The sequence below is a fragment of the Synechococcus sp. KORDI-100 genome (assembly GCF_000737535.1).
In the GTDB taxonomy this organism is placed as follows: domain Bacteria; phylum Cyanobacteriota; class Cyanobacteriia; order PCC-6307; family Cyanobiaceae; genus Parasynechococcus.
Genome location: NZ_CP006269.1, coordinates 354,806 through 381,014, shown reverse-complemented (window position 1 = coordinate 381,014; position 26,209 = coordinate 354,806). Strand labels below are relative to the sequence as shown.

Here is a 26,209-nt window from a genome sequence, read left to right as displayed (position 1 = left end):
TCTGGCCCCCTGCGAGCAAGGAGGGGGGCTTGGTGACCCCACGTCGTTCCTTGAACATGACACGCGCTGCACACCATTGCAAGCGTTGGCGGCAAACGCTTGCCCCTACATGTGGAGTCGCGTTACACAGAAAGTGGGAGCCCTATTGCTGTCCCACCGTTTTTGTCACGCAAACGGCAAAACAGAATCGTCTCTGCTCCATTCGTACGAGGACGTGTGCACGGTCAGGCTGTGCCCCATCGCCGTGCAGAGCACATCGAGACGATGTCCAGCACGGTGCCCACGCAAGGAATATGAATCTCTGAACGAATACGGCCTCACCCACTCATTGCGCTCGGCGTAAACGGCCTTCAGCTCAATCCAGGCAGGTTGGCGCTCGAGGAACGTTCTCAGCGAATATTTGTCGCTGAGTGGTGGAAGCTCAAGCTGACCAATTGCCATGGCACCCGCCAGGTTCCACTCCACCAACTCGCCGAAGGAGTCGGTCAACGGCAACGGCATGAGCCAGCGTGGTTCCGTCGAGCCGCGAGCATTCTTTTTGCGGTATGTGCAGAACAGTGCTGGCTTGCCGGTGGTGGGGTGCTCCCTAACCGTGAGGTGGTTCAACTCTTCAGGCCTCAAGCCAAACAGAGCCAACAACTTGATCGCATTCCTCCAGCGATCGCCAGCAGCGGTATTCGACAGGCTGTTGAGCAAGTGGAGGATCTCGGCATCGGTGATCGCCGCCACGGTGCGGCGCTCTGGGCGCTTGCCCCGAAGCTGCTTGGCAGCACGATCAGTCAGTGTCCAGGTCTGGGCTGGCAGGCGGTGAACCTCAACCGCAAAATCCAGGAACCGCCGAACAGCGTCTACCGCCATGTTGCGACTCCTGGGCTTGTCGGCCCAGGTGCGAGCCACTTCAGTAATCAAGCTCCGGGCATCCCGCGGTGCTGATGCTTGGGTGAGCAGTTCAACGGCCCGCGTCAGGAACGGCGAATAGTTGCGTTGCCAGGTGCTCTCCTTGATCTGGCTCAGCGTGTTCAGATCGTCATGGAACCGCTCCAGCAGCACAGGCCACTGACTCGAGCCTGTTGCCGCCACCTGAGGTGTAAAGCCATTGATTCGAGCCAGCGCATCACGCAGGTCAACACCAGCCTCAACCTGCTGATGAAGCTCTGTGATCAACGCGATGGTCTCGGAAACCGTGTCTGCGGCCCAGGCGATTGGAAGGGTGACGCAAGCCGCGCTAGATCCTGCCTTGCCGGAGCGAACACTCAGATAAACCTTGCTGCGCATCTCACGCACAGACCAGCCACGAGGGCAGGCGCCACGAAGACGAGCAACCCACCTTGGAGGCCTGGACTGAGGCATTAAGGGAGACAGCTAAAACGTTGGATGCCTACACGATAGCCACGTTTACGAGGATTTATTCAATCCTTCAGTCGCTTTTTCAGCCAGCTCTCAACTCCAAGGCATGCCCCGCGCCATAGCTCAGCCTGGAGGTCACCCCCGTAGCGTCCTTCCTCCTAAGCAGTTGTCAGATATGGCCCAGAACCCAGCTGCCGCCTTCAGGAGATCCTGATTCTCCCGAAACAGCCCTGGATCCGCGACGTTGTTCCAGTACCAAAGAGCCGATGCAAACCCAACGAACAGAACCCTGTTGGTCTCTGAGGGGCGAGGCAGGCGTCGGTGAGGGTTCCAGTGCTGGTCATCTTTAAAAAGCACCGAGACTCCATCACCTTCGCCTGTCTGGTCACGGAAAGACCACCAGACACTTCCATACCCATTGGATTGGCCTGTCTGAAAAATGCCGAGGGTCACGCCCTTCTGCTGCAACTCTCCGTTCAGCGATACAGCAGACCGTTCCTTGAGCAGGATCTGTATGGATGGCACTTCCTCGCTGGTGAGGTCGCAGACCAGAGGGAGTGGAATGGCAGCTGCAGGCTGCGCCATGAGGTGCAACAGCACGAGCATGATCAATCTCTTGCTCGATGCATTAAGCCTCCGCATCTAAAGCCAAGCGCACTGCATCACGGATAAAGGTTGCCTTGTCTTTCTTGTTGTTCAAGCGCTGTAAATCCTCTGCATACGGCCTAAACGAAATGATCGAAGTTGAGACTTCCTTGGTTAGCGGCGGAAGGCCACGACGGGCTGGGAGGTTATTTCTTGTGAACTGCGTGTCTTCGGATGGCATTGATAGATAGCCGCGGCCAATGACGGATGGCTTCAGGACGATTACAAGAGCTTAACGAGGCCTATTCCACGTAAACAAGGAACACCCAGCAGAGGGGGTGAGTGCAGCGATGCGCACGAAAGTGAGTGCAAAGTGAGTGCAGAAGGGATTTTGGGAAAAGAGCAGTGAGCTCATCTTCCCCAAAACCCTTGCTGTGACTGACGGGGCTGGCGGGACTCGAACCCACGACCTACGGTTTAGGAAACCGTCGCTCTATCCAGCTGAGCTACAGCCCCAGGCGCGTGACCGTCCTGGATAAGCAAATTATGCCGAGGCGGCATGATGAGGCCTGAAAGCAGGCGAGGTGGTTGCAATCGGATCCCCTGGATCGGATTGAGGAAAGTCCGGGCTCCCCGATGGCCAGGCTTGCTGGGTAACGCCCAGTGCGGGTGACCGTGAGGAGAGTGCCACAGAAACACACCGCCGATGGCCCCATGGGGATTCCCCAGGCACAGGCAAGGGTGCAAAGGTGCGGTAAGAGCGCACCAGCAGCATCGAGAGGTGCTGGCTCGGTAAACCCCGGCTGGGAGCAAGGCCAAGGAACAACGGTTGGCCATCAGCCCTGTTCCGATTGAACGCGCCGCTCGAGGTCACCGGTAACGGTGATCCCAGATAGATAACCACCCACCCTCTACGGAGTGGTGAACAGAACCCGGCTTATGTCCTGCTTTCACCCAAATCCTGGCCGAAGTCCAGGCACGGTGGATGGCTCGAGATAGGTGAAATCCGAGGGACCTTTCCCGTACCCCTTCAGCGGGGTGCGCTCCTCGCGGGATTGCGCCTGATCGCAGCGTTGCTGGAAATCCCTGAGTCGCTGATCCATATCGGGGATCGCGGCGATGCGTTCATCCAACAACCCTGAAGCCGCGCGATACAGCTCCAAATCCTTCAAAAAACAATTCATCTTCAAAGCATTGTCGATCTCTTTGGACATGTTCTCAACATTCTGTTGGCTTGCCTTGCTTTTATTCTTGCGGCCAGGGTATGCAAAATTCACAGAAATACCCTGCTGAAGCAACAGCCATTCAAACACCACCATGGATTCATCAAATCGCTCAAGAATCCCGAGCTTGAAGGTTTGTAGAATCGATTGTACGCGATCTTCTTTGATATCTTCACCACCGAGAACCCTGACCTGAAAATCATGATGGCGCTCAAGATACTGGGCATACGGAAAATTGCAATCCGTTGATCCCTGATGGATTTGAAACTGATAAGCCGACCAATTGCGATCCATTGGAATTCGCACAATCGAGCAGGGGAATTGTGCTAGTTGTGCGCAAGCTGGCTCAGCGAGATGGGTGGAGAGCACCTGGTAGCCATGGCTCCCTGCCTGCCGAAGGTGATCTTCAACGGATGAAGCCTTGAGACGCCCGCGGCATCGATCAGGCTTTTCCGCATACAGAACGTTATCAGGAAAATTATTCTGAAGAATCCAATTGAATGTTGTTCCGCCACATTTAAATAAATGGAAGAAACAGATTTTCATCTTGACTGCCATGGACCCCATTCCTCATCACCCTAACTGGCCCGAGAGCCCCCTTCGATGAAGCGATTACCTGCAGAGCGCTCACAACAGTTAATCGGCTTCCTCGTCGCCATCGAGCCGACATGGAAGGACGCGATTCAGGATTTACAGGTCATTGATGAAGCGATGACCCATACGTCTGCACGTCTTGGCAGGAATCATGAGCGTCTTGAATTTCTTGGAGACGCTGTTCTGAGACTGGCCTGTACAGACTTTATCGATCAGCAGTTGCCAGAACTCAGCGTTGGACAACGATCCGAACTTCGGGCCCAACTGGTGAGCGACCAATGGCTTGCTGACCTGGGCGAATCCATCGCGATCGAAACAATCCTGAAGGTCGGAGCTGATGCCAAGGGCGACCGGCAGGCCCTCAAGACCTTGCGAGCCGAGGCAACGGAAGCTCTGATCGGTGCCCTGTACCTTCAGGATCAAGGCCTGAACCTGGTGCATCACTGGCTTGACCCCCGTTGGGTAGGCAGCGCCAAAGAGGTTCTGGATCATCCGCACCGTTACCAGAGCAAATCGGCCCTGCAGGAATGGAGCCAGGCGCGCAAGATCGGACGTCCGCGCTACATCACGGAAGAGAACAATCGCATCCATGGCGACCTCAAACGCTTTCACACCTCTGTTCTGTTGAATGATCAGCTCGCTGCCGAAGCCTGGGGACGCTCCAGGAAGGAAGCTGAGCAAAAGGCGGCCGAGGCCGCTCTTCAAACGCTGGACGCTTTGTGATCTCTCAGCAGAGCACCGCATCGGTCGCAATGGACCGCATCATTGCGATGCCCTGAACGACCACAGGCAGGACAGTTGCTGGCCATGGATTCCTGGCGCTGTTGTCGCACCCCCGAGTAGGTGAGAATCCCCGTGGGAATGGCAATGATTCCAAAACCGAGCATCATCACAACTGAAGCGAGTAAACGGCCAAGTGCCGTCTGGGGCACATAGTCCCCATATCCAACCGTTGTCATCGTGACAATCGCCCAATAGACACCATTACCCATCGTTTTGAAGGGGCTGTCTGGATTGACACTTTCAATCACGAAAATGAAGTACCCCAGCACAACCTGGAGCATGAAAACAAAAAACAGATAAACGACAATCGTGCGAGCACTCCTTTGCAGTGCTGCCCCAAGCACCTTGGCTTCATCGATGAAACGCAGTAGCTTGAAGACACGAAGAATACGTCCGAACTTGAAAATCCAAAGCAGAATTTCGCTTCGAATCTGCGGTATAATAAAGAAAACAACCGCAAGTAAATCAATCAGCCCATAAAAACTGAACAGGTATTTCAAAGGCCTTTCGCTGACATACAGGTTTAGCAAAAAGTCAACCGCAAAAACAGCAAGACAACTGTTCTGAATAAAGTAAATCCAGCCAACCGCTGATCGCTGGTAAATCGATGTTGACAACGGATTTGGATCCATCATCAGCGCCAGAACGCTTAACAGAATGGCTCCGAAGACCACAGCGTTGTAGGTGCGCCCGGAGACGGTTTTCGTCTCCAGCACCATGGCCCTCATGCGCAGTTTGAAGCGATCGGGCGACGACATCACCCTCAAGAAGCCTTCAGATCCTTCAAGCGCAAGGTCACAAGCTTGTCCCAGTTACCGCCTTCAAACAGCACCGCAGCTCGGTCGCCGCTGATGCGCTGCACAAAACCCGTGTAGCCGTTGTAGATCGAACAAGCATCCTCAACCGTCACCGTCGAGCCAGGCAGGATTGGAGTTGAGGTCGTCGCCATCGCTCAGGTCCGATGAGGTCTCCAGCCATTATCGACGGATCAGGCAACCATCGTCATGCCCGAATCAGTGGAATGGCTCACGGTGGGCAAGGTGGTGGGAGTCCAGGGGTTGAAGGGTGACCTGAAGATCAACCCAAGCAGCGATTTCCCCGAGCGGTTCCTGAACCCAGGCCCGCGCTGGCTGAAGGGTCGCAACGCAGAGCAGCCCCAGGAAGTGCATCTCCAACGCGGCCGTCAGCTGCCCGGCCGTTCCCTGTTCGTGGTGCATCTCGAAGGCATTGATGACCGGAGCGCCGCCGAAGCCCTGGTGGGTCGAGAGTTTCTGGTCATGGCGGACGACCGTCCTGAACTAGCGGATGGAGAATTCCACCTCCTGGATCTGATCGGACTGGAAGTCCGTCTGGAACCCGATGGAGAGCCGGTCGGCGCGGTGTCGGATCTGATCAGCGCCGGTCACGATCTGCTGGAAATCCGGCGCCAGAACGGCAAGGTGCAACTGGTGCCCTTCGTGGAAGCCATCGTGCCGGAGGTGCATCTCCACGAAGGATGGTTGCTGCTGACGCCTCCCCCCGGCCTGCTCGATCTCTGATGCCCATCGACAGAGACAGGGCGGACAGGCGATTCTGGGGAACCCTGACGTGGGTCCCTTGGCTGTCACCCCTCTGATTCCGGTGATCCTCTGCGGTGGAACAGGCACCCGCCTGTGGCCGCTGTCACGAGCCAGCTATCCCAAGCAGTACTGGCCGCTGAGTGGCGATGGCGACGCCACGCTGCTGCAGCAGACCCACCAACGGCTGACAGGGCTCAATGGGCTGGCGCCGCCGTTGCTGATCTGCAATGAAGATCACCGCTTCATCGTTGCCGAGCAGATGCGTCAGATCGGCATCGAGCCAAACGCGATTCTGCTGGAACCCATGGGCCGCAACACCGCTCCGGCCGTCACCGTCGCAGCCCTGCAAGCCACCTCACAGGGGGAGGATCCGCTGTTGCTGGTGCTGGCGGCGGACCACCTGATCCGCGATGCCGGGCACTTCCGCGACGCTGTCGAAGCGGGCCGCCGACCCGCTGAAGAGGGACGTCTGGTGACCTTCGGCATCGTGCCGACGGCCCCTGAGACCGGATACGGGTACATCGAAGCCGCCCAGTCCTTCCCCAGCGATCAGCTGCTGGATGTGCCGATCAGTCGCTTTGTCGAGAAGCCGGATCGGGCCACCGCTGAGCAATTTCTATCGACGGGTCGTTTCACCTGGAACAGCGGCATGTTCCTGTTCCGAGCTAGCGCCATGCTCGCTGAACTGGAACGCCTGGTCCCGGAGGTGGTGAGCTGTTGCCGCGCTGCCCTGGAACAGGACACGGCCGATCTGGAATTCCTGCGTCTCGAGCGGGAGGCCTTCGCCAAATGCCCGAACGTCGCCATTGATGTGGCTGTGATGGAAAAAACGGACCTTGGCTCTGTCCTGCCGCTCGATGCCGGCTGGAGCGATGTGGGCAGCTGGAGTGCGTTGTGGGAAACGGGGACGCGGGACAGCGAAGGCAATGTGCTGCAGGGACGGGTGATTTCCGAAGGCAGCCGCAACTGCTACATGCGCAGCGAACATCGTTTGGTGGTGGGTCTAGGGGTCGAAAATCTCGTGGTGGTGGAAACCGATGATGCGGTGCTGATTGCGGACCGCTCACAGGCGCAGGCGATCAAAAAGGTGGTGAAACAGCTCGAAACGGACGGCAGCCCGGAAGGCAAGGCGCACCGAAAGATCTACAGACCCTGGGGCGCTTACACCGGTGTCGTGGAGGATCACCGCTGGCAGGTGAAGCGGATTTCCGTGAAACCAGGGGCGAGCCTCTCGCTTCAGATGCACCATCACCGGGCCGAACACTGGGTGGTGGTCCGCGGCACCGCTCTGGTGGAACGGGACGGCGAACAGCAGCTGCTCGGTGAGAACCAGAGCACTTACATCCCGATGGGTTGCCGGCACCGGCTCTCCAATCCCGGCAAGATCCCCGTTGAACTGATCGAGGTCCAGAGCGGTGAATACCTCGGAGAGGACGACATCGTGCGTTTCGAAGACCGTTACGGCCGCCATGAACCGACCCTTCTTGCCGGATGATGGGTCTCAGGGGCTAGCGATTTCCGAATGACCAGAAACGGCTCCGGCCAGGCCCGTGTCGCCCTGATCAGCGGAATCACCGGCCAGGACGGCAGTTACCTGGCCGAACTGCTGCTGGAGAAGGGATACATCGTCCATGGGATCAAACGACGGGCCAGCAGCTTCAACACCAGCCGGATCGATCATCTGTATCAGGATCCCCACGATGTGGATCCCCGACTGGTTCTCCACTATGGAGATCTCACAGACAGCAGCAATCTGATCAAGATCATCCAGGAGATCCAGCCTGATGAGATCTACAACCTGGGCGCCCAGAGCCATGTGGCGGTCAGTTTTGAGGCACCGGAATACACAGCCAATGCCGATGCGCTGGGCACCCTTCGGATTCTCGAGGCCGTCAGGGTTCTGGGGCTGACGCAACGGACCCGCATTTATCAGGCCTCAACCTCTGAGCTCTATGGCCTGGTGCAGGAGGTGCCGCAGACGGAAACCACCCCGTTCCATCCCCGCAGCCCCTATGGCGTGGCCAAGCTCTACGGGTTCTGGATCACGGTGAACTACCGGGAGTCCTACGGCATGTACGCCTGCAACGGGATTCTGTTCAACCACGAAAGCCCCAGACGCGGGGAGACCTTCGTCACGCGCAAGATCACCCGTGGGCTGGCCCGCATCGATGCCGGCCTGGACGACTGCCTCTACATGGGAAATCTCGATGCCCTGCGGGACTGGGGACACGCCCGCGATTACGTCGAGATGCAGTGGCGCATGCTTCAACAAGAGCAACCCGAGGATTTTGTGATCGCCACCGGACGGCAGGAGTCGGTGCGGCGCTTCATCGAACTGGCCGCCGCTGAACTTGGCTGGAGCGGCGAGGGCGGCACTGATTCCATCCACTGGGACGGGGACGGGTTACAGGAGGTGGGACGACGCGGCAGCGACGGGGCTATCGTGGTGTGCATCGACCCGCGTTACTACAGGCCCGCTGAGGTCGAGACCCTGCTGGGCGATCCCAGCAAGGCCCGCGAAAAGCTCGGGTGGACTCCCACCACCAGCCTCGAGGAGATGATCGCGGAGATGATCCACCACGATCAGGAGGAGGCGAAGAAGGAGGCCTATCTGCGTCGGAAGGGCTTCCAGGTGGTGGGCCCCCGCGAATGAAGCCTGAAACCTCGCTGCTGATCTCCGCCAGCGATCGAATCTTGGTGGCCGGCGCCCGTGGCATGGCCGGCAGTGCGGTGGTGAGGGCCCTGCGACGGGCTGGCTACGGGGACGAACGCTGTGGCGGATCCTTGCTCACGCCGACTCGACAGGAGCTGGATCTGCTGGACCTAACCGCTGTTCGGACCTGGTTTGCAAAGCAACAACCCACGGTGGTGGTGCTGACGGCTGCCACCGTGGGCGGCATCGAAGCGAACCGCAGCCGACCGGCGGATTTTCTGCTGCAGAATCTGCAGCTCGAAACGAATGTGATCGAAACGGCCTGGCATCAAGGTGCTCGACGCCTGCTCTTTCTGGGCAGCAGCTGCATCTATCCAAAATTTGCCGACCAACCGATCCGTGAAGAGGCCCTGCTCACGGGAAGCCTGGAACCCACGAACGAGTGGTACGCCATTGCCAAGATCGCCGGCATCAAACTCGCTCAGGCTCTGAGGCTTCAGCACGGTTTTGACGCGATCAGCCTGATGCCGACGAACCTCTACGGACCGGGCGACAACTACCACCCGACAGGGAGCCATGTGCTGCCGGCACTGATTCGCCGTTTCCAGGTTGCCATTGAGCGTGGCGTCTCGACCGTGACCTGCTGGGGATCGGGAACCCCACTGCGGGAGTTCCTGCATGCTGATGACCTGGGCGAGGCCAGTGTGTTCGCCCTGGAGCGCTGGAATCCCGATGCAGAGGATGCCCCGTGCGATGAAGCCGGATCCCCCCTCGCGTTTCTCAATGTGGGGACCGGCATCGATCTGTCGATCCGGGAGCTCGCAGAAGCGGTTGCCCATGCCGTTGGATATGCAGGGTCGATTGAGTGGGACACCAGCAAGCCCGATGGCACCCCAAAAAAGCAGCTCGATGTGAGCCGCCTGGCGGCCATGGGCTGGCGCGCGGGAATCAGCCTGAGCGAGGGGCTGCCCAGGGCCGTCGCGGATTTCAGAGAGCAGAAGGCGGCAGGCACCCTGCGCAACTAGCTGAGGCTCAGCGCAAGCTCACGCCACCGTTCTCCCTGCTCGATGATTACTCCACCGTGACGCTCTTGGCGAGATTGCGCGGTTGATCCACATCCAGGCCCCGATGGGCAGCGATGTGATAGCTGAGCAGCTGCATCGGCACCACGGTGAGCAAAGGGCTGATCCACTCACTCACGTCCGGGACCGGCAGCAGCTCATCAAACAGAGCCGTGTCCGGTCCATCCGGTGCCACCCCGATCAGCTGCGCGTCGCGCGCCTTGGCTTCCTGGGCATTGCTGAGCACTTTTTCGAACACCACGCCGGGGACCGCGATCGAGACCACCGGGACGTGGGAATCCAGCAGGGCGATCGGACCATGCTTCATCTCGCCGGCTGGATAGCCCTCGGCGTGGATGTAGCTGATCTCCTTGAGCTTGAGAGCCCCCTCAAGGGCGATCGGGTAGTTGATGCCGCGGCCCAGGAAAATCACATCCTGTGTTTCCGCAAAGCGGTGGGCGAACGCTGCACAGCGCTCATCGTGGAGATCAACCAACGCCTGCAGCTGATCGGGCAGACGGCGCAGCTCCATGACCAACTCAGCAATCTGTGCGGCCGAACGGCTGTTGCGGCGAGCGGCAAACGCGATGGTCAGGCCGTAGAACGCTAGGAGCTGCCCCATGAACGTCTTGGTGGCGGCGACGCCGACTTCAATCCCGGCGCCGATGTCGAGGATGTCCGGCACCTGGCGCGACAGCGAGCTCTCCGGCCGATTGGTGACGCCCAGCTGACGTGGTGCATAAGCGGGATCCCCGTGGTCGAGGCGACGCTGCGCCTCCATGGCCAGAGCCGCAAGGGTGTCTGCCGTCTCACCGGATTGGGTCACTCCGATGGTGAGGGTGTGGGGAGCCAGTGGCGGCGGTGCGTAGCGGAATTCGCTGGCGTAATGCACAACCGTGGGGATGCCGGCGAACTGCTCGAGCAGATAGGCACCCACCATCGCGGCGTGGCGGCTGGTGCCACAGGCCAGAATTTCGACACGCTCGATGCCCGCATAAAAGGCATCGTCGAAGGGAAGAGCCACAGGACATGCGGGGGGTAACCCCTGAGGCAGATGCCTGGCAACCCAGAGGTCAGCGGTTTCCGGCTGCTCATGAATCTCCTTGAGCATGAAATGACGGAAATGGCGCTTGTCCGCCACGTGATCCGCACCGGAAAGAACCGACGGCATCCGCTGCTGGCGCATCCCGGCATCGTCGTAAAGCTCGACTCCCAGGGGAGACAGCAGGGCCACTTCGCCGTCCTCCATCGGCAGGATCGTGCGCGTGAAACCGGCCAGGGCTGGCGTGTCACTGGCGCAGAGGAACTCGCCTTCGCCCAGTCCGATCAGCAGTGGGGCGGCACGGCGGGCCACCACCAGCGCTCCAGGGGCCGCCTGCCAGATCACCGCCAGGGCATAGGCCCCCTGCAGGTCGGGGAGCACCGCCTGCACTGCAGCGAGCAGCAACGGACCACCAGCCTGTTCACCCGCTGCCAGACGACGCTGCAACTCAGCGCCGATCAGATGGGGGATGACCTCCGTGTCGGTTTCGGAGCGGAAGTCCACCCCTGATGCCTCCAGCTGTTCCCGAAGCACACGGTGGTTTTCGATGATGCCGTTCTGCACCACCGCCACGGATCCATCCATGCTCCGGTGCGGATGGGCATTGCGTTCCTCAGGCTTGCCGTGGGTGGCCCAACGGGTATGGCCGATACCGCACTGGCCCGGTGAACCCAGCTCATCAAACCGTTTGGCGAGGTTGGCCAGTTTGCCGCTGGCCCTCAGGCAGTGGAGTTGTTCAGCCTTGGCATCAACCGTTGCGATGCCTGCGGAGTCGTAGCCCCGGTATTCGAGTTGCCGCAGACCTTCCAGAAGCTGCGGGGCCGCCTCACGGGACCCCACCAGAGCAACGATTCCGCACATACAGAAAAGCCCGGCAGTCGCCGGGCAGAGCTTATGGGGTTTTCAATGATTCAATTCAGAGCCTCAGTAGGCGAGACCCATGCTTCGCGTGGTCTCGTCACCCAGGTAGACGCGGATGCTGAGAAAATCGGTAGGGCAGGCGGTTTCACAACGCTTGCAACCGACGCAGTCCTCGGTGCGGGGTGACGACGCGATCTGGCCGGCCTTGCAGCCATCCCAGGGCACCATTTCGAGCACATCGAGGGGGCAGGCACGCACACACTGGGTGCAGCCGATGCAGGTGTCGTAGATCTTGACGGCGTGGGACATGCCCGGTGCTCAAAGAAGTCCTTGGGCTCAAGGTACCCGCCCTGCCACCCCCTGGCGCCAGAGCCGTCACCGTTGTTCATACCCACTTCAAGGGAGGCCAAGGCGTGCCCGTAGGATGCAGCGTCCCGTTGCAACGGCCCATGTCCCAGGAAGCGATCCTCGAGAAGGTGCGTTCGATCGTTGCGGAGCAGCTCAGCGTTGATGCTGGCGAGGTGAAGCCGGAATCCAACTTCCAGAACGACCTCGGCGCCGACTCCCTGGACACCGTGGAATTGGTGATGGCCCTCGAAGAAGCCTTCGACATCGAAATCCCCGATGAAGCGGCTGAGGGCATCACCACCGTCGGCGACGCCGTGAAATACATCGAAGACAAGCAGGCCTGAGGAACGGCATGGTGGACGGTCTCCATCGCGTCGTGGTCACTGGCCTCGGCGCGGTCACACCGATCGGCAACACGGTTCAGGACTACTGGAGTGGTCTGACATCCAGCACCAATGGTGTCGCGGCCATCACCCTGTTTGATGCCTCAGCCCATGCCTGCCGCTTCGCAGCGGAGGTGAAGGACTTCGACCCTGCCGGACTGATCGAACCCAAGGAAGCCAAGCGATGGGATCGCTTCTGCAAGTTCGGTGTGGTTGCTGCCAAACAGGCGCTGGCGGACGCGGGTCTCACGATCAGCGAGGACAATGCCGATCGAATCGGCGTGATCATCGGTTCCGGCGTCGGCGGACTGCTGACGATGGAAACCCAGGCCCACGTTCTTGAGGGCAAGGGTCCCGGCAGGGTGAGCCCATTCACGGTGCCGATGATGATTCCCAACATGGCCACTGGCCTTGCGGCCATTGCGCTGGGGACAAAAGGGCCCAGCTCCGCCGTGGCCACAGCCTGTGCTGCGGGCTCGAACGCCATCGGCGATGCCTTCCGGCTGCTGCAGCTCGGCAAGGCCGACGCCATGGTGGCCGGGGGTGCGGAGTCGGCGATCACGCCGCTGGGGGTCGCAGGCTTCGCCAGCGCCAAGGCCTTGTCGTTTCGTAACGATGATCCCTCCACCGCCAGCCGTCCCTTCGACGCCGAGCGCGATGGTTTTGTGATCGGTGAAGGCGCCGGAATTCTGGTGCTGGAAACACTGGAGCACGCCGAGGCCCGCGGCGCGTCGATCCTGGCCGAGATCGTGGGCTACGGGATGACCTGTGACGCTCACCACATCACCTCACCCACGCCGGGCGGCGTGGGTGGTGCCGAAGCGATGCGGCTGGCCCTGGCCGATGGCGGCATCAATCCAGATGACGTGGACTACGTCAACGCCCATGGCACCAGCACACCGGCGAACGACAAAAACGAAACCTCGGCCATCAAAAGCGCCCTGGGTCAAAGGGCTTTCCAGATCCCGGTGAGCTCCACAAAATCGATGACCGGGCACCTGCTGGGCGGCTCGGGCGGGATTGAGGCCGTGGCCTGCATCCTCGCCCTGCAGAACGGGGTTGTCCCACCCACGATCAACCACAGCCGTCCTGATCCAGACTGTGACCTGGACGTCGTCCCCAATACCGCCCGGGAGTCCACACTGGGAACGGTGCTTTCCAACTCCTTCGGCTTCGGCGGACACAACGTCTGCCTCGCCATCCGACGGATGACGTGAGCGGCGACACCGCCCGCATCGGTCAAACTCTTCAGCAAATCTGACGCAATCCCCCCTCGAACCATGGTCGTCGCACCCGCTTCTCTCGACACGCTCTGCATCAACAGCATCCGCTTCCTGGCTGTCGATGCGGTGAACAAGTCCAAGAGCGGGCACCCCGGGCTGCCGATGGGATGCGCTCCGATGGGCTACACCCTCTGGGACAAGTTCCTGAAGCACAACCCCAAGAACCCGAAATGGTTCAACCGGGACCGCTTCGTGCTCTCAGCCGGCCATGGCTGCATGCTGCTGTACGCGCTGCTGCATCTCACCGGTTACGACTCAGTGACGATCGAGGACATCAAACAGTTCCGCCAGTGGGGCTCGCGGACCCCGGGGCACCCCGAAACCTTTGAAACCCCTGGCGTGGAAGTCACCACGGGACCCCTGGGTGCCGGCATCTCCAACGCCGTGGGTCTGGCGATCGCCGAATCCCACTTGGCCGCCAAGTTCAACAAGCCCGACGCCAAGGTCGTTGATCACTACACCTATGTGGTGATGGGTGACGGCTGCAACCAGGAGGGCATCGCCTCAGAGGCCTGCTCCCTGGCCGGTCACCTGAAGCTGGGCAAGTTGATCGCGCTTTACGACGACAACCACATCACCATTGACGGCCGCACCGATGTGTCCTTCACCGAGGACGTATTGAAGCGCTACGAGGCCTACGGCTGGCACGTGCAGCATGTGGCGGATGGCAACACGGATGTGGACGCCATCGCTAAGGCGATCGAGGCAGCCAAGGCCGTCACCGACAAGCCTTCGATCATTAAAATCACCACTACAATTGGTTACGGCTCCCCGAACAAGGGCGACACCGCAGGGGTTCACGGTGCTCCGCTAGGTGAGGAAGAAGCTGAACTGACCCGCAAGCAACTGGGATGGGACTACGCCCCCTTCAAAGTGCCCCAGGAGGCCTATGACCAGTTCGGCCAGGCCGTTGACCGTGGCGCCAGCCTCGAGGCGGAATGGAACCAGGCCTTGGCCGCTTATCGCACCAAGTACCCCGCCGAAGCGGCTGAATTCGAGCGCATGCTGCGCGGCGAACTACCCCAGGGATGGGACAAGGATCTGCCGACCTACACCCCCGACGACAAGGGCCTGGCCACCCGCAAGCACTCCCAGATCTGCCTGGGAGCCCTCGGACCGAACCTGCCCGAACTGATCGGTGGCTCCGCCGACCTCACCCACTCCAACTACACGGACATCAAAGGTGAGACGGGCTCCTACCAGCCTGAAACCCCTGAGAAGCGTTATCTGCACTTCGGTGTGCGTGAACACGCCATGGCCGCCGTCCTCAATGGCATCGCCTATCACGACAGCGGTCTGATCCCCTACGGCGGCACCTTCCTGGTCTTCGCCGACTACATGCGCGGCTCCATGCGCCTCTCCGCCCTGAGTGAACTGGGCGTGATCTACGTGCTGACACACGACTCCATCGGTGTTGGGGAAGACGGGCCCACCCACCAGCCGATCGAAACCATCCCGTCCCTGCGCGCCATGCCGGGAATGCTGGTGTTCCGTCCCGGCGACGGCAACGAAACCAGTGGTGCATACAAGATCGCGATTCAGAACCGCAAGCGCCCCAGCTCCCTCTGCCTCAGCCGCCAGGGCATGGCCAACCAGGCCAACTCCTCGATCGACAAGGTCGCCCTCGGTGGATACGTCCTCGAGGACTGCGACGGCACACCGGATCTGATCCTGATCGGCACCGGAACGGAACTCGACCTTTGCGTTCAGGCTGCCAAACAGCTCAGCGCCGACGGCAACAAGGTGCGTGTGGTCTCCATGCCCTGCGTCGAACTCTTCGATGAGCAGAGCGACGCTTACAAGGAAGAGGTTCTGCCCAGCGCCGTTCGCAAGCGCATCGTCGTGGAAGCTGCGGAATCCTTCGGGTGGCACCGCTTCATCGGCCTTGATGGCGACAGCGTGACGATGGATCGTTTCGGTGCATCAGCTCCCGGCGGCACCTGCATGAAGGAATTCGGCTTTACCGTGGAAAACGTGGTCGCCAAGTCGAAAGCCCTGTTGAGCTGATCGATACCCGAACAGCAACAACCAACGCTTAACAACGAACTGAATCAAGCCTCCCCAGTCCCCGGGGAAGCTTTTTTGTCAGGTCAATCAGCAGCAAAACAAACCCTGCTCGCTTTGAGCAGGGCTCGGCAGTAAAAACCTCTGATCAGTTCAGTTTGTCGAGCTTGAGAGGTGTCAGCTCCGCCGCACCCTTGGCGTCCAGCACTTTCTCCAGACCCTCGAGATCCTCATCCGTGATCTTGGTCTGCATCGGGCAGTGCTTTGGTCCGCACATCGAACAGAACTCAGCCTGCTTGTAGATATCGGCCGGCAGGGTTTCGTCGTGATACTCCTTGGCCCGCTCGGGATCGAGAGACAACTCGAACTGCTTGTTCCAATCAAAGGCGTAACGGGCCCGGCTGAGTTCGTCATCACGGTCCCTGGCACCGGGGCGGTGGCGCGCGATGTCGGCCGCGTGGGCGGCGATCTTGTAGGCGATCAGGCCCTCGCGTACATCCTCAGCGTTGGGCAGGCCGAGATGCTCCTTCGGGGTCACGTAACAGAGCATCGCCGTGCCATGCCAACCCGCCATCGCCGCACCAATGGCTGAAGTGATGTGGTCATAACCGGGAGCGATGTCGGTGACCAGAGGACCGAGCACATAGAAGGGCGCTTCATTGCACTCCTCCATCTGCTTTTTCACGTTGAACTCGATCTGGTCCAGCGGTACATGACCCGGGCCTTCCACCATCACCTGGACGTTGTGCGTCCAGGCCCGGCGGGTCAGTTCACCCAGAGTGTGCAGTTCAGCCAGTTGCGCGGCATCGGAGGCATCGTGCTGGCATCCTGGACGCAGCGAGTCCCCCAGGGAGAAGGTGCAATCGTAACGCTTGAAGATCTCGCAGATGTCGTCAAATCGCGTGTACAGCGGGTTCTGGCGGTGGTGATACAGCATCCACTGGGCAAGGATGCCGCCGCCGCGGCTGACGATGCCGGTGATGCGCCCTTTCACCTTGGGCAGGTGCTCAATCAGCAGACCGGCGTGGATGGTCTGGTAATCAACGCCCTGCTGACAGTGCTTCTCGATGATGTGCAGAAAATCGTCTTCATCCAGCTTCTCAATCGAGCCATGAACGCTCTCGAGAGCCTGATACACCGGCACCGTTCCGATGGGGACCGGAGACGCATCGATGATCTCGGTGCGCACCTCGTCCAGGTTCACGCCACCGGTGGACAGGTCCATCACCGTGTCGGCGCCGTACTTCACCGCCAGCTTCAGCTTGTTCACTTCTTCGGCCGCATCGGAGGCATTGGGTGAGGCGCCGATATTGGCGTTCACCTTGCACTTGCTGGCGATGCCGATGGCCATCGGCTCCAGATTGGTGTGGTTGATGTTGGCCGGGATGATCATGCGACCCCGGGCCACCTCCTCCATCACCAGCGACTCGGGCAGGTTCTCCCGCCTGGCCACATGGGCCATTTCCTCGGTCACCACACCCTGCCGGGCGTAATGCATCTGAGACACATTGGCCTGTCCCTTGCGGGGAGACACCCAGGAAGCACGCATGGTCGACGCAGCAATGGAAACCCAGGAGTCGGCAGATGCCGGTTCGATCACGCTGGTCACTTCCCTGCGCCGGCATGACCCGGAATCAGGTTCAGAGGGTGTGATCTCAGCCCGTCAGCGTGATGAAACGCCGTGGCACCCCTAGTGATGTCTGAAAACTAGCAAGATCGCTTGATCAGGACTGCAGACCATTGAGTGCCGCCGCCACCACGCGGTGATCGACGTCCTGCTGCAGAGGCTGCAGCAGGCTGCGGGCTGTCCCGCCAACGCCCGCGGCGCCCTGCTCGCGAACGAGCCGACCGAGAATCTCCGCTCCACTCACACGGACGGTGCCATCGCCGTCTTCGATGGCGAGACGGGACAACTCCAGCAGCCAGGTTGGATCGATGTCGGGTTGCTCCGCCAGGGCGGAGAGGATGCTGCAGCGCACCAACCAGGCCTGATCGACAGCAAAAGCGTTCTTCAGCAGCTCCCAGGAACGCACAACGCCGTAACTGACCATCGCATTGGCCGCTTCAGCACGCACATTGGGATCAGAATCCTGTTGCAGCAGACGGGTGAGAACCTCCCAGCCCGCCTCGTTGCGTTTGTATCCCAGTCCGCTGCAGCTCAGGGACCGCACCAAAAATGGCTGCTGCTGAGTGCCGAGCACCAGCAGAGGAACGGCATCCTCTTCAGTGCAGAAACGCAGCTGAGTCAGGGCCGGCATCGCCCGGACAGGATCGCCACTGGCAATCGCCTTACGCAGAGACTCCAGATCCGGCTGTTGCGGATCAGGTGGTTGAGAATCGGGGGTCTGGGTCATGAATCAATCCGGCTGAGCGCGGCTGCTGAGCAGAGCACTGAGCAGCTTGCCGCGACGACGACGTCGACCGACGGCACTGCTGATGATCAGTCCTGAACCCACCAACACCGCAGGCAGGGCCTGGACCCGATCACTGCCCTGACGTTGCTGACTGGCCAGCACGGCCAGAAGGATCATCAGCGGCGCCCCGAAGGACAACCAGATGGTGACGGTCCGACTCATCCGTTCACCTCCTGCTTCATCCAGGCCAGCAGCGTTGCGGTGAGCACCTGGACGCCAACTCCAAGGGCCCGCTCATCAGGATCAAAGGTGCCGTTGTGCAGCGGCGCACATCCCTGCGGCCCCGCGACGCCGAGGCGCATCATTGTTCCGGGCACATCCCGCAGCAGTTCCGCAAAGTCCTCAGCACCCAGGGACGGCAGCTCAACGGGAAGCACCCGCTCGCGGCCGAGACAGCCAACCGCAGCGGTTTCCAGCAAAGAGGTGAGCGCAGCGTCATTCCAGACGGGCGGCGCAATGCAGCGGTAGCGAACCTGCGCCTCGCCACCGCCACTGCGGCAGATCTCGTCGACAGTCTGTTCGATCCACCGGGGCAGTTGCCGGTGCTGCTCCAGATCCAGGCAACGCACGGTGCCGAGAAGACGCACCCGATCGGCGATCACGTTGAAGGCCTTGCCTCCCTCGATCTTCCCGAAACTGATCACCACCGGCTGCAGGGCATTCAGCCGTCGCGCGATGCATTGCTGCAACTCCGTGACCACCCTGGCCGACAGCCAGATCGCATCAACGGCCTGATGGGGGCGGGCCCCATGGCCGCCCACACCCTGCACCATGATCTCCAGCTCGCCGGCTGCAGCGGTCAGGCAACCGCTGCGCACACCCACGGTTCCAGCCGGCAGATCCGGCACCACATGAACGCCGAAGAGGGCCTGCAGTCCCTGCGTGGCCCCGGCATCCCGCATCCAGACCGCGCCCTGGGCCAGCTCCTCGGCGGGCTGAAACAGCAGCCTGAATCGAGCCTGCAGGGCGGATTCCGCTGCCAACAGCCGGGCCACCCCCAGACCGATGCAGGTGTGGATGTCATGGCCGCATGCATGCATGACCCCCTGCTGCTTCGAGGCGAACGGGAGCCCCGTGCGTTCCTCCACCGGCAGGGCATCCATATCCACCCGCAGGCCTACCAGGGGAGCAGAGCTGGGTCCCATTTCCGCCAGCACACCGGTTCGCCCGACGCCTTCCTGCACCTGCCAACCCAGAGCACGCAACTCACCTGCGACCAGCGCCGCCGTCTGATGCTCCTGACCACTGAGCTCGGGATGGGCGTGCAGATGACGCCGCAGCTCGATCAGCTGCGGTAGCTCCCGGTCCAGCAGCTCCTGATGACTCATGGCTCCTCCAGAGCCAGGAAGGCCATGAGATCAGCGGCGGGCTGGGGCGGCCAACGGCGGATTTCAAGCAACCAGTCGAGTTGTCGGTAGCGCTGATCCAGTCCGGCAGCCGCGGCCCAGTGGCTTTCCGCTTCTCCAGAGGACCCCTGGCGCCACAACAAACCGCTGAGTGCGGCTCGAGCATCCGCGAACATCGGATAGCGGCGAATCAACTTGCGCAGTTCGGCTTCCGCCCATCCCAGATCCCCCTCCTGCCAGGCCGCAAGGGCTTCGCTGGAGCGGGCCATGGCAAACCCAGGCCGGACCCTGAAGGCCTCACCGAAGAGCTCGCGTGCGGCAGACCAGTCCTGCTCGGATCCACGCACGTTGCCGAGGTTGTAAAGAGCGGAAGGATCCTCTGGATCCCGCTCCAGAATCCAGAGATAGTCGCTGGCCGCTGCCGACCAATCCTGGAGCGCCTCCTCGGCCGTTCCCCGGTTGAGATGGGGGTCGATCTCAGCGGGAGCCAAGGCAATGGCGCGGGACTGATCATCGATCGCTCCATCGGGATCCCCAAGAGCCAGCCGTACGTTGCCGCGATTGCTCAAGGCCGCTGCATCCCGAGGCTCAAGAGCGAGCAGCTGATCCCAGAGCGGCAAGGCCCGCACGAAGTCTCCAGCCTGGCTGGCCATCAAGGCCTGGTCGTAGAGCGACCGGTAGCTTTCAGCCAGCACAGCCTGCGGCAGCAGAAGCTGCAACAGCAGGGCCATCAGCAGAGCCAATCGGATCACGCCGCCTCCGCTCCATCGAGGTGGGCACGAGCAGCATCGGTGACCATTCGTCCCCGGGGAGTGCGCACCAGCAGGCCCTGCTGCAGCAGAAACGGTTCGACGACGGACTCCAAGGTGGAGGCGTCCTCGCCCAGAGCCGCCGCCAGCGTCTCCAGGCCGACGGGTCCGCCGCCGTGCTGATTGATCAACATGATCAGCAGACGCCGGTCGCTGGCATCGAGGCCGCGATGATCGACGCGGTGGAGGCTCAGGGCCTGGGCCACCAGTGACTCATCGATCGCATCCTGGGAACCCTGAACGCTGGCCACATCACGGACCCGGCGCAGCAAACGGTTGGCGATCCTCGGAGTTCCTCGGCTGCAGCCGGCAAGTCTCGAGCAGGCCGGCGCCGTCAGGGAAACCCCCAGCAACCCGGCGGTTCTCGCCACGATCGCCTCGAGATCGGCCTGGTTGTAGAACTCCAGCCGTTGGATCAAGCCAAAGCGATCCCGCAGCGGCGAGCTGAGTGAGCCGGCGCGGGTGGTGGCTCCCACCAACGTGAAGGGGGGCAGCTCCAGGGATCGCGTACGGGCTGTGCTGCCCTTGCCAACCGTGAGGTCGAGGCGACGGTCTTCCATCGCCGGATAGAGGAGCTCTTCCGCCACCCTGGTCAGACGGTGGATTTCATCAATGAACAGCAGTTCCCGTGGCTGCAGATTCACCAGCAGCCCAACGATGTCTCTCGGCCGCTCCAGAGCCGGAGCGCTGGTGATCCTGCAGGACACCCCCATCTCTTCGGCCAGCACCAGAGCCATGGTGGTTTTGCCCAGTCCAGGGGGCCCATAGAGCAACACGTGATCGAGGGCGTCACCGCGAGCGATCGCTGCCTTCACGGCAATCCCGAGAACCTGCTTCAGCTCGGCCTGTCCGATGTAATCGTCCAGGCGACGGGGACGCAGTCCGTCATCGGGCCTGGAGCCAACCTCGTCGGGCGTGGGAGAGGAATTGAGCACCTCATTGGATGGGCGCTCCGGTGACGGACGACTGCGATCTGCGCTGGAGGAGACAATCGCCATGCAGGCAGGGTACCGAGACCTGGATAGGGTCGGGGCAGGCAGACAGCGCCATGGCAAAAGGAGGAAAAAAGGCCGCAGCGGCGGCACGGGCTGCAGCCAATCGGCTGCTGGCGGACAACAGGCAGGCCCGCCATCAGTACGAGATTCTCGAAACCCTGGAGACGGGAATCGAGCTGGTTGGCACCGAGGTGAAATCAATCCGGGCCGGCAAGGCCAATCTTCGCGATGGATTCTGCCTGATCCGGAACGGTGAACTGCAGCTGATGAATGTGCACATCTCCCCCCACAGCCATGCCGGCAGCTACTTCAACCACGACCCGTTGCGAACACGAAAACTGCTGGCCCACCGCCGAGAAATCGACAAACTGCGCGGCCAGCTCGATCAGAAGGGACTGGCGCTGATTCCGCTCAACCTCCACCTCAAGGGGTCCTGGATCAAGATCACGATTGGCCTGGGCAAAGGGCGCAAACTCCACGACAAGAGAGCCGCAGAGAAGGAAAAGCAGGTAAGAAAGGAAGTGAAGGCAGCGATCGCCCGCTACTGAATCTCGTCCTCAAGAACCAAGGGCACCTGGATGGATCGCCGTTCCGTGGAAGGCTGATCTCTTGAAAGCGGTTCTGATGAAGGCTGGTCTGCTGGAGGCTGTTCCGTTCCAGGCGGCGGTTCCGGCTGCATCGGAGCCCCTGTTGCCGAATCCGGCACTGGCTCAGATGGAAACGTCTGATCAGGAGCAGGCGCAGGCTCTGGACGACGAACCGGGTTCGGCAACGGTGGCCGCAGCTCTGGTCTGTTCGGTGCCGGCGCAACGGGACGATCGGGTTGGTCCGCACGGCAGGACAGGGTGAGCAGCCCGGACGCAACGCCCTCATTCGTCACCAGGACCTGAATTGGAGAACCAACCGCCGAAGGCAGCGTCACCACCCGCAGGGGACCACGCTCTGTTTCAACTTGCCCCTCGGAGCCGTAGATGGTCATCTGCATCAACGGGGTTCCGTTGATCCCCAGCACCAGCCCATAGCCGCTGGGCACCGCGACAGAGATCAGACGAGCCCCTCCGGAGGGCACGCGAAGCGACAGGTTGGTGGCCTGTCTGGGCTTGGCGACCAGCGTCTCGATCTTGACGTCAGCCAGGCTCTGAACCGCAGCGGCATACCAGAGCTGCCGATAGGGCTCCGGTGGCTTACGACCCTGGGAATCCCCGGGAAGCAAATTGCGCGCTGCGGCACTGACCAGCTGTTCGACGACACGGGGATGCACACCCTGTTTCTCAAGCGCCTGCTGCGGCTCACGCCAATCAGCATCGTTGAGCTGTCCGAGCCTGGATCGAAGCCCCGGTGGCAGCTGTTCGATTCTGGCGAGCCACTCTTCGGCCAGATCGTTCCAGACCCGGCGAAGCGGGGCATCTTCAAGGGAGTCCTTGGGCAACCGGCCTCCCCGTTCAGGGAAGCGGCTGAGCAGGCTGCTGTCCACAAGCTTGAGGAACCAGCTGCGATCGACCTGCAAGGCCCGCAGGCGGCTGAGCAACTGCTGGCGCTCATCCACTTCAGCCGGAGGAAGACTCACGGATGGAGGTCGCCCCACCACATCACGACTGGTGGATGGTGCCGTCCCCCTGGAGGCTCCACGCGACAACAGATACCAACCGATCGCCGTCCCCACCAGAGCCGACAGGGCCAGTGCCGCAACCACCGGCCAGAGACGGCCTTCAGCGCCCTTCTCCCGCTCTTCGGCCCGACTCAGGCGGCGAGGCTGGACCGGCACCGACCCCGCAGCATCCGGCACATCCATGCCGGTTGAACGCGCCTTGAGATCGGGCAAGTCGGGTGCAGCAGGAGCCAGGGCAACCGTGCGATCGGATCGGGCGATCGGCCCTGTGCTGTCGGGCATCGGCACCGCCTCCAGGGCCTGAAGCACCTCACTGGCAGCAGCAAAGCGGTGTTGCGGGTCCTCACTCAGCAACCGCTCCACAGCCGCGCGGAAGTCGTTATCGAGATCAGGACCCTCGGGCCAGGGCCAGTCAACGGCATCAGCAGCGATCAGCGATTCCGGTGCCTGACCTGTCAGCAGGACCAGAGCAGTCACCCCGAGCCCATGCAGATCCATCCAAGCAGCACACGCGTCCTGACGCCCCTGAGCGCGTGGGGCATAACCCGGTGTGGCACCAGGCAGAGGAGAGTCCCCATCGCCCTGGACCAGACCGAAGTCCAGCAACACAGGCAGGCCATCACTATTCCTGCGCAGCAGGTTGCGGGGGTTGACATCGCCATGCACAACGCCGCGACCATGCAGGACAGCCAGCACAGGCAGGATCTGGCGCAGGAACAGCAGCACCTCGCCGGGACCAAACACCAGCTGACGCTCACGGCGCTGTTGAAGGATCTGATCGAAACCGCTGCCGTCCTGCCAATCCCTGACCGCCCAGACCGTTCCCTGCGTCTCCAACAATTCACCAAACCGCGGCAACTGGGGGTGCAGCAGGGACTGCAGCCGCGGCCAGTGGCGCTGAAATCTTGAGGTGGTGTCCTCGGAGAGAAGCTGACGGATCACCACTGGTATCTCACCCGCCAGTAGATCCTTGCCGAGCCAGAGGCAACCCTGAACCGGGTCCGGGTCAGAGAGCCGAGACTCCAGCCTGTATCGGTCGTTCAGCACGGAGCCGACAGCCACTGCGCTGGACTCGCCCACGGAATAGCGGATTCTTGGCGGTGATCGTACCGGTGGTCAGCCCGTTGCACTCCCCACTAGGGTCTGCCGAGTCACATCCACACGTTGCTGCTGAACACCCTGCTGGCGGTGCGACGGCACAGCGAGTCGCTGATTGATCCGCTGCAACCAGAGGATCTGGGACTGCAGGGCATGGAGGATGCCAGCCCCCCGAAATGGCACCTTGCGCACACCAACTGGTTCTTTGAGACCTTCCTGCTGCAACCGCACCTGCCTGGCCATCAGGCCTGCGATCCGCGCTGGTCAGTGCTGTTCAACAGCTATTACGAAGCCGTCGGCGCCCGTCATCCAAGACCGCAGCGGGGCCTGATCAGTCGTCCGGGGATCGATGAGGTGATGCGGTGGCGATCTGATGTGGATGAAGGCCTCTCCCGTCTCTGGGAATCAGCTGAACCAACGCAGATCCAGCTGGCGGAGCTTGGTTTGCATCACGAACAGCAGCACCAGGAACTGCTGCTGATGGATCTGCTGGATGGCTTCAGCCGTCAGCCACTGGAACCGATCTATGCCCCCAAGTCCGATTTTGTTGCCGTCAAACCTCCGGGTGAGGCCAAGTGGCTGAGCTGCGGTGGAGGTCTGGTGGCGATCGGTCATCAAGGCGTCGATGCCGATGGTGGTTTCCATTTCGACAACGAAGCTCCCCGCCATCGCCTCTGGCTGGAAGCGTTCGCGCTGCAGGACCGACTAGTAACCAACAGCGAGTACAGGGCCTTCATGGCCGATGGCGGCTACCAGCGTGCCGACCTGTGGATGAGCGAGGGCTGGAGCCACTGCCAACGGCAGAACTGGGAATCACCGCGGTACTGGCGCGGTGAGGGCCCTGCCTGGGAGTGGCAGGAGGAATTCACCCTGATGGGCCGGCAGCCATTGCATCCAGATGCGCCCGTGCGCCATCTCAGCTGGTTTGAAGCCGATGCGTTTGCCCGCTGGGCCGGCGCCAGACTTCCCAGTGAGGGGGAATGGGAAATCGCCAGGTTGCAGCACGGGGAGGCCATGGGCCAGGCCCATGATCATCTCTGGCAGTGGACCTCCAGTCCTTACCGGCCCTACCCGGGCTTTCAACCGGCAGCCGGGGCGATCGGGGAGTACAACGGCAAATTCATGAGCTCCCAGTTCGTGCTGCGCGGCAGTTGCTGGCTCACGCCCCCTGGCCATGGCCGGGACACGTACAGAAACTTCTACCCGCCTGCGAGTCGCTGGATGGCATCTGGCGTGCGATTGGCCCGATGAGCATTGAGCTCATCGATCTGCAACCAGCCGTCGCCGACTTGGTGCAGCTGGTCCGCGACGGCATGCGAGCGCGACCGCGTCAGTTGCCGGCCTGGCTGCTGTATGACGCCGAAGGATCTCGCCTGTTCTCGAAGATCTGCGAGCAACCGGAATATGGCCTCACCCGCACTGAAATCGCCCTGCTTAAAGACCATGCCGATGACATCGCCAGAACTGCCGGACATGGGGTGGTGGTGGAGTTCGGCATCGGCAACGCCCGCAAAGTGGACCCGCTGCTGAGCACGATCCAGCCCCCAGCATTCGTGGCTCTTGATATCAGTCCATCCGCCCTTGAACAGTCATTGACGGGTCTGGCAGGCAGTCATCCCAACACCGCCATGGTGGGCATCTGCTGTGACCACAGCCACCTCACCGACCTGCCCGAGCACCCGCGCCTGAACGGGCAGCGCCGCATCGGCTTCTTTCCTGGCAGCTCCCTCGGCAACTTCCTGCGCAACGACGCCGTCCGGGTGCTGCGCCAGTTCCGTCAGTTGCTGGCTGGTGGGCCGCTGCTGCTGGGACTCGATCAGCCCCGCGATCCCACCGCCCTCGAAGCCGCCTACGACGATGCCGCAGGCGTGTCAGCAGCCTTCGCCCGCAATCTGCTCTCCAGGCTCAACAGGGATCTGCAGGGAACGATTGATCCTCAGCGCTTTGCGTACCGGGCGGTGTGGCAGGAGGCGGAGCAACGCATCGAAATGGCCCTCGTGAGTCGTTGCGAGCAGAGCATCGAACTGGCCGGTGAAACCTGGACCTTCCAGGCCCACGAGCGCCTGATTACGGAGCACAGCCTGAAGTATTCGCCCGCTGCCGCCGCCGATCTGGCAGCAGCAGCGGGCTGGCGCATCCAACGGCGATGGCACGACCGCGACGACAGCTTCTCTCTTCACTGGCTGGAACCGGCAGACTGAGATCGACTGGG

At 61.5% G+C, this 26,209-nt stretch carries 25 protein-coding genes, 1 tRNA gene, 1 other RNA gene and 1 riboswitch; of the genes, 12 read left to right on the top strand and 15 right to left on the bottom strand.

Going from position 1 to position 26,209, the window contains the following annotated elements:
- Positions 1–165: 165 nt before the first annotated feature.
- The 3 genes from KR100_RS14320 to KR100_RS01810 form a co-directional block, all read right to left on the bottom strand.
- Positions 166–1,275 (bottom strand): hypothetical protein, encoded by a 1,110-nt coding sequence (locus tag KR100_RS14320; RefSeq protein ID WP_156097869.1) that lies wholly within the window; start codon positions 1,273–1,275, stop codon positions 166–168.
- A 207-nt stretch (positions 1,276–1,482) separates the two neighbouring features.
- On the bottom strand, positions 1,483–1,932 hold the full coding sequence (locus KR100_RS01820; RefSeq protein WP_204207755.1) for a hypothetical protein: 450 nt from the start codon (positions 1,930–1,932) through the stop codon (positions 1,483–1,485).
- A 442-nt stretch (positions 1,933–2,374) separates the two neighbouring features.
- Positions 2,375–2,448: transfer RNA gene (locus KR100_RS01810), tRNA-Arg, on the bottom strand.
- Positions 2,449–2,503: 55 nt separating this feature from the next.
- Here KR100_RS01810 and rnpB point away from each other — a divergent pair.
- Positions 2,504–2,888, top strand: an RNA gene (rnpB, locus tag KR100_RS14585) — RNase P RNA component class A.
- Here rnpB and KR100_RS01805 read toward each other — a convergent pair.
- Positions 2,883–3,713: a hypothetical protein gene (locus tag KR100_RS01805; RefSeq protein WP_156097865.1), complete on the bottom strand. Its 831-nt coding sequence runs from the start codon at positions 3,711–3,713 to the stop codon at positions 2,883–2,885. The genes rnpB and KR100_RS01805 overlap by 6 nt on opposite strands.
- A 45-nt stretch (positions 3,714–3,758) precedes the next feature.
- Here KR100_RS01805 and rnc point away from each other — a divergent pair, with 45 nt between their 5' ends.
- Positions 3,759–4,472, top strand: a complete 714-nt coding sequence (rnc, locus tag KR100_RS01800) for a ribonuclease III (protein ID WP_038542718.1) — start codon at positions 3,759–3,761, stop codon at positions 4,470–4,472.
- Here the strand turns inward: rnc and KR100_RS01795 are convergent.
- Together KR100_RS01795 and KR100_RS01790 are read right to left on the bottom strand one after the other, a co-directional pair.
- Positions 4,451–5,290, bottom strand: a complete 840-nt coding sequence (locus KR100_RS01795) for an ion transporter (RefSeq protein WP_038542716.1) — start codon at positions 5,288–5,290, stop codon at positions 4,451–4,453. The genes rnc and KR100_RS01795 overlap by 22 nt on opposite strands.
- 5 nt (positions 5,291–5,295) lie before the next feature.
- A complete protein-coding gene (locus tag KR100_RS01790; protein WP_038542715.1) occupies positions 5,296–5,481 on the bottom strand; it encodes an NAD(P)H dehydrogenase subunit NdhS in 186 nt (61 codons plus the stop codon).
- A 55-nt stretch (positions 5,482–5,536) separates the two neighbouring features.
- On the opposite strand from KR100_RS01790, the gene rimM reads away from it, so the two are divergent.
- The 4 genes from rimM to KR100_RS01770 are packed head-to-tail and all read left to right on the top strand — an operon-like array spanning position 5,537 to position 9,769.
- Entirely contained in the window at positions 5,537–6,070 is a 534-nt protein-coding gene (gene rimM, locus KR100_RS01785) for a ribosome maturation factor RimM (protein WP_038542712.1), read from the top strand.
- A 58-nt stretch (positions 6,071–6,128) separates the two neighbouring features.
- Entirely contained in the window at positions 6,129–7,586 is a 1,458-nt protein-coding gene (locus KR100_RS01780) for a mannose-1-phosphate guanylyltransferase/mannose-6-phosphate isomerase (RefSeq protein WP_038547638.1), read from the top strand.
- 27 nt (positions 7,587–7,613) lie between these two features.
- Positions 7,614–8,744, top strand: coding sequence for a GDP-mannose 4,6-dehydratase (gene gmd / locus KR100_RS01775; protein WP_038542710.1), 1,131 nt, complete (start codon positions 7,614–7,616; stop codon positions 8,742–8,744).
- A complete protein-coding gene (locus KR100_RS01770) occupies positions 8,741–9,769 on the top strand; it encodes a GDP-L-fucose synthase (protein WP_038542708.1) in 1,029 nt (342 codons plus the stop codon). The genes gmd and KR100_RS01770 overlap by 4 nt, the downstream gene beginning before the upstream one ends.
- A 46-nt stretch (positions 9,770–9,815) precedes the next feature.
- Here the strand turns inward: KR100_RS01770 and glmS are convergent, their stop codons facing one another.
- Entirely contained in the window at positions 9,816–11,708 is a 1,893-nt protein-coding gene (gene glmS / locus KR100_RS01765; RefSeq protein WP_038542705.1) for a glutamine--fructose-6-phosphate transaminase (isomerizing), read from the bottom strand.
- A gap of 63 nt (positions 11,709–11,771) precedes the next feature.
- The gene (gene psaC / locus KR100_RS01760) at positions 11,772–12,017 is read right to left on the bottom strand and encodes a photosystem I iron-sulfur center protein PsaC (RefSeq protein WP_006850103.1); all 246 of its coding nucleotides are present in this window, start codon (positions 12,015–12,017) and stop codon (positions 11,772–11,774) included.
- Positions 12,018–12,157: 140 nt separating this feature from the next.
- On the opposite strand from psaC, the gene acpP reads away from it, so the two are divergent.
- The 3 genes from acpP (at position 12,158) to tkt (ending at position 15,729) form a co-directional block, all read left to right on the top strand.
- The gene (gene acpP / locus KR100_RS01755; protein WP_007099572.1) at positions 12,158–12,400 is read left to right on the top strand and encodes an acyl carrier protein; all 243 of its coding nucleotides are present in this window, start codon (positions 12,158–12,160) and stop codon (positions 12,398–12,400) included.
- 8 nt (positions 12,401–12,408) lie between these two features.
- Positions 12,409–13,656, top strand: a complete 1,248-nt coding sequence (gene fabF, locus KR100_RS01750; protein WP_038542701.1) for a beta-ketoacyl-ACP synthase II — start codon at positions 12,409–12,411, stop codon at positions 13,654–13,656.
- Positions 13,657–13,719: 63 nt separating this feature from the next.
- Positions 13,720–15,729 carry a transketolase gene (gene tkt / locus KR100_RS01745; protein WP_038542699.1) on the top strand — a complete coding sequence of 670 codons (2,010 nt, stop codon included), beginning with the start codon at positions 13,720–13,722 and terminating at the stop codon, positions 15,727–15,729.
- Positions 15,730–15,874: 145 nt separating this feature from the next.
- Here tkt and thiC read toward each other — a convergent pair whose 3' ends face one another.
- The 6 genes from thiC to ruvB all read right to left on the bottom strand — a co-directional run bounded on the left by thiC (position 15,875) and on the right by ruvB (position 21,293).
- Positions 15,875–17,275, bottom strand: a complete 1,401-nt coding sequence (gene thiC, locus KR100_RS01740; RefSeq protein WP_038547635.1) for a phosphomethylpyrimidine synthase ThiC — start codon at positions 17,273–17,275, stop codon at positions 15,875–15,877.
- A 44-nt stretch (positions 17,276–17,319) separates the two neighbouring features.
- A riboswitch (TPP riboswitch) is annotated at positions 17,320–17,428 on the bottom strand.
- Between the two features lie 22 nt (positions 17,429–17,450).
- The gene (locus KR100_RS01735) at positions 17,451–18,080 is read right to left on the bottom strand and encodes a HEAT repeat domain-containing protein (RefSeq protein WP_038542697.1); all 630 of its coding nucleotides are present in this window, start codon (positions 18,078–18,080) and stop codon (positions 17,451–17,453) included.
- A 3-nt stretch (positions 18,081–18,083) separates the two neighbouring features.
- Positions 18,084–18,302 carry a DUF3188 domain-containing protein gene (locus KR100_RS01730; protein ID WP_038542695.1) on the bottom strand — a complete coding sequence of 73 codons (219 nt, stop codon included), beginning with the start codon at positions 18,300–18,302 and terminating at the stop codon, positions 18,084–18,086.
- Positions 18,299–19,468, bottom strand: a complete 1,170-nt coding sequence (locus KR100_RS01725) for an amidohydrolase (RefSeq protein ID WP_038542693.1) — start codon at positions 19,466–19,468, stop codon at positions 18,299–18,301. Before KR100_RS01725 ends, KR100_RS01730 begins: the two co-directional genes overlap by 4 nt.
- Positions 19,465–20,217, bottom strand: a complete 753-nt coding sequence (locus KR100_RS01720; protein ID WP_038547633.1) for a tetratricopeptide repeat protein — start codon at positions 20,215–20,217, stop codon at positions 19,465–19,467. The genes KR100_RS01725 and KR100_RS01720 overlap by 4 nt, the downstream gene beginning before the upstream one ends.
- Positions 20,218–20,234: 17 nt before the next feature.
- Entirely contained in the window at positions 20,235–21,293 is a 1,059-nt protein-coding gene (gene ruvB, locus KR100_RS01715) for a Holliday junction branch migration DNA helicase RuvB (RefSeq protein ID WP_038542691.1), read from the bottom strand.
- A gap of 50 nt (positions 21,294–21,343) precedes the next feature.
- Between ruvB and smpB the strand changes: the two genes are divergently transcribed.
- The gene (smpB, locus tag KR100_RS01710) at positions 21,344–21,838 is read left to right on the top strand and encodes an SsrA-binding protein SmpB (RefSeq protein WP_038542689.1); all 495 of its coding nucleotides are present in this window, start codon (positions 21,344–21,346) and stop codon (positions 21,836–21,838) included.
- On the opposite strand, the gene KR100_RS01705 is transcribed toward smpB, so the two are convergent.
- A complete protein-coding gene (locus KR100_RS01705; RefSeq protein ID WP_038542687.1) occupies positions 21,832–23,979 on the bottom strand; it encodes a protein kinase in 2,148 nt (715 codons plus the stop codon). The genes smpB and KR100_RS01705 overlap by 7 nt on opposite strands.
- Before the next feature lie 84 nt (positions 23,980–24,063).
- On the opposite strand from KR100_RS01705, the gene egtB reads away from it, so the two are divergent.
- Together egtB and egtD are read left to right on the top strand one after the other, a co-directional pair.
- Positions 24,064–25,248, top strand: a complete 1,185-nt coding sequence (gene egtB / locus KR100_RS01700) for an ergothioneine biosynthesis protein EgtB (protein WP_038542685.1) — start codon at positions 24,064–24,066, stop codon at positions 25,246–25,248.
- Positions 25,245–26,198, top strand: coding sequence for an L-histidine N(alpha)-methyltransferase (gene egtD / locus KR100_RS01695; RefSeq protein ID WP_038542683.1), 954 nt, complete (start codon positions 25,245–25,247; stop codon positions 26,196–26,198). Before egtB ends, egtD begins: the two co-directional genes overlap by 4 nt.
- The last annotated feature ends 11 nt before the right edge of the window (positions 26,199–26,209 follow it).

Bases quoted from the DNA above. Each gene is read 5' to 3' on its own strand.
- KR100_RS01805 (WP_156097865.1), bottom strand. From the start codon at position 3,713: ATGGCAGTCAAGATGAAAATCTGTTTCTTCCATTTATTTAAATGTGGC.
- ruvB (WP_038542691.1), bottom strand. From the start codon at position 21,293: ATGGCGATTGTCTCCTCCAGCGCAGATCGCAGTCGTCCGTCACCGGAG.
- KR100_RS01720 (WP_038547633.1), bottom strand. From the start codon at position 20,217: ATGGCCCTGCTGTTGCAGCTTCTGCTGCCGCAGGCTGTGCTGGCTGAA.
- KR100_RS01820 (WP_204207755.1), bottom strand. From the start codon at position 1,932: ATGGCGCAGCCTGCAGCTGCCATTCCACTCCCTCTGGTCTGCGACCTC.
- KR100_RS14320 (WP_156097869.1), bottom strand. From the start codon at position 1,275: ATGCGCAGCAAGGTTTATCTGAGTGTTCGCTCCGGCAAGGCAGGATCT.
- acpP (WP_007099572.1), top strand. From the start codon at position 12,158: ATGTCCCAGGAAGCGATCCTCGAGAAGGTGCGTTCGATCGTTGCGGAG.
- KR100_RS01790 (WP_038542715.1), bottom strand. From the start codon at position 5,481: ATGGCGACGACCTCAACTCCAATCCTGCCTGGCTCGACGGTGACGGTT.
- thiC (WP_038547635.1), bottom strand. From the start codon at position 17,275: ATGCGTGCTTCCTGGGTGTCTCCCCGCAAGGGACAGGCCAATGTGTCT.
- psaC (WP_006850103.1), bottom strand. From the start codon at position 12,017: ATGTCCCACGCCGTCAAGATCTACGACACCTGCATCGGCTGCACCCAG.
- KR100_RS01795 (WP_038542716.1), bottom strand. From the start codon at position 5,290: ATGTCGTCGCCCGATCGCTTCAAACTGCGCATGAGGGCCATGGTGCTG.
- KR100_RS01730 (WP_038542695.1), bottom strand. From the start codon at position 18,302: ATGAGTCGGACCGTCACCATCTGGTTGTCCTTCGGGGCGCCGCTGATG.
- glmS (WP_038542705.1), bottom strand. From the start codon at position 11,708: ATGTGCGGAATCGTTGCTCTGGTGGGGTCCCGTGAGGCGGCCCCGCAG.
- KR100_RS01725 (WP_038542693.1), bottom strand. From the start codon at position 19,468: ATGAGTCATCAGGAGCTGCTGGACCGGGAGCTACCGCAGCTGATCGAG.
- rimM (WP_038542712.1), top strand. From the start codon at position 5,537: ATGCCCGAATCAGTGGAATGGCTCACGGTGGGCAAGGTGGTGGGAGTC.
- KR100_RS01735 (WP_038542697.1), bottom strand. From the start codon at position 18,080: ATGACCCAGACCCCCGATTCTCAACCACCTGATCCGCAACAGCCGGAT.
- rnc (WP_038542718.1), top strand. From the start codon at position 3,759: ATGAAGCGATTACCTGCAGAGCGCTCACAACAGTTAATCGGCTTCCTC.
- smpB (WP_038542689.1), top strand. From the start codon at position 21,344: ATGGCAAAAGGAGGAAAAAAGGCCGCAGCGGCGGCACGGGCTGCAGCC.
- KR100_RS01770 (WP_038542708.1), top strand. From the start codon at position 8,741: ATGAAGCCTGAAACCTCGCTGCTGATCTCCGCCAGCGATCGAATCTTG.
- tkt (WP_038542699.1), top strand. From the start codon at position 13,720: ATGGTCGTCGCACCCGCTTCTCTCGACACGCTCTGCATCAACAGCATC.
- fabF (WP_038542701.1), top strand. From the start codon at position 12,409: ATGGTGGACGGTCTCCATCGCGTCGTGGTCACTGGCCTCGGCGCGGTC.
- gmd (WP_038542710.1), top strand. From the start codon at position 7,614: ATGACCAGAAACGGCTCCGGCCAGGCCCGTGTCGCCCTGATCAGCGGA.
- egtD (WP_038542683.1), top strand. From the start codon at position 25,245: ATGAGCATTGAGCTCATCGATCTGCAACCAGCCGTCGCCGACTTGGTG.